The organism is Affinundibacterium baiyunense, assembly GCF_018139645.1.
Lineage (GTDB): Bacteria > Pseudomonadota > Gammaproteobacteria > Burkholderiales > Burkholderiaceae_D > Undibacterium > Undibacterium baiyunense.
Genome location: NZ_JAGSPM010000024.1, coordinates 1 through 1878, shown reverse-complemented (window position 1 = coordinate 1878; position 1878 = coordinate 1). Strand labels below are relative to the sequence as shown.

Sequence of the window (1878 nt, the reverse complement as noted above, 5' to 3'; positions counted from 1 at the left end):
CCCGCGTTATATTGTTTGATCCAATAATCAAGACCATCACGATCAGGAATGCGATCAAAAGCCCCAAAGTAGAGACGGGCTAAACTACCAATTCCCTGTTGGAACTCGTTTGATGCCAAGAAAGAAGCCGCGACTTTGGCACGACTCATCCCCGCTTGTTCGATTTGCTGTACCCAATAATTGAGTCCAGCAGAATCAGCTTCACGGAACAAGAAATCACGATACATCTGCATCGCAAATTTCTCAGCACTTTGCAAGACGTTATTATCTTTGACGAGAGGATTGGTGCCCATCTTGGTTTCAATCGCATCAGGAATACCGTCACCATCCCAATCAGCGGTAATGTTACTAAAGGCAGAAGCCGACTGTTTCCAACCAAGCCCGCCCTGAACATGGATATGCCCATCCCCCTTAACAGAAAGATCAAATGGACTACCATCAGTGATCTGCAAATCGACGCGGTATTTACCATCAATTAACGAGATATTGCTCGCTAAATTAACCCATGCACCAGTTTTATCTTGAACCCAGAAGCCATTGATCGGCGCATTCGCATCCGTAAAGAAAGAGAATTTCACCGACTGATTCAAAGGCGCTTTTTGCACATCAAAATCGACTAAGCCAAACGGCAAAGACAAATCATTAGCATTTAGCACAGGCTTAGGTAAAGGATTGACAGCGACATGCTCAATACCGGCCTTATTAGCCAAGGTAAAGTAGGTGGTTTTACCACCTGGCAGTTCTTTCCAAAGTAAAGAACTTACATTAGTTTGCAGACTATCCAAAGTGCCATCACCATTCCCATCACCAGTACCTGCTTTAAACAGATTAGGGACAGTTGATTCGATGGAATCTGGGACGTTGTCGCTATCACTGTTGGTAAAGTAAGTAGCACCAGTGATACCGCCAGTAAAAGCAAAGCCAGCGGTATCGGTAATGCCGGTATTTTGTGCATTGAGATCGAGATGCAAGCTGCCTTGTCCAGTGATATTACTAACTGTCACTTGATAAGTCTTAGCATCAATCACGGTTAAGCCTTGTACGGAGGCGGTGAGACCTGCAGAAGTGAATAAACTAAAATCGCTTAAATCTACGCCACTGACCGCCTCGTTAAAACGCAAAACATACTGAACGCTATTAGCCTGATTGGGATTGAGGCTATAAGTTAAGGCACTCACACCAGGAGCGACGGCATCATCAACGCGAATTAGCAATGTTTGAGTAAAACTCAACCCCCCAGCATCGGTGGCTTTGACTTTAATCTGATAGTCGCCGGTCGATACGCTCTGCATAGAGTTGAGGTTGAGGGTATTGCCTGTAATGTTAAACAAATAGTTGATTTGATTGCCGGTATTGTCAAAAGAGTAGGTATGTGTATCACCTAGATTACTGTCAGTGCTACTGAGAGTGCCAATAAGCAGAGGACCGATGGCTGTTTCAGACAAAGAATTGCTACTTAATGCAATTGCGGTAGGTGCAACATTAACACCGTTGATAGTGACGGTAGTAGCATTATTCAACACAGCAGGAGCGATACCATCGGAGACAGAAAGAGAGAATGTTGCGGTCTCAGAAGCCCCAATAGATAGACGACCAGATGCGGGTTGAAATACTAGGGCACGTAAGGCAGTTTGGATAGAGGCGGGAGAAACAGCTGTATGGGTGTAGGTAGTGCCACCGTCTGCAGTAGAGAAACCACTAGCGGAGAGTGAGGCGGCAGTAAAAGCGCCCTTGGCAGCGTTATCAACCGTGATGGTAACAGTTTCGGACGCACCAACATCGGGGTCAGTGATGGTGATGGACGCAAAAGGATTCAGTGTCGAGCCTTGATTGACTGTTTGTCCAGCTAATGCGCCACCAATAACTGGGGCGACGTTA

At 45.9% G+C, this 1878-nt stretch carries 1 protein-coding gene; it reads right to left on the bottom strand.

Features of this window, described 5'->3' with window-relative positions:
- The coding region (locus KDM92_RS18180) for a DUF4214 domain-containing protein (protein WP_212685775.1) at window positions 1-1878 on the bottom strand (1878 nt) is incomplete at both ends.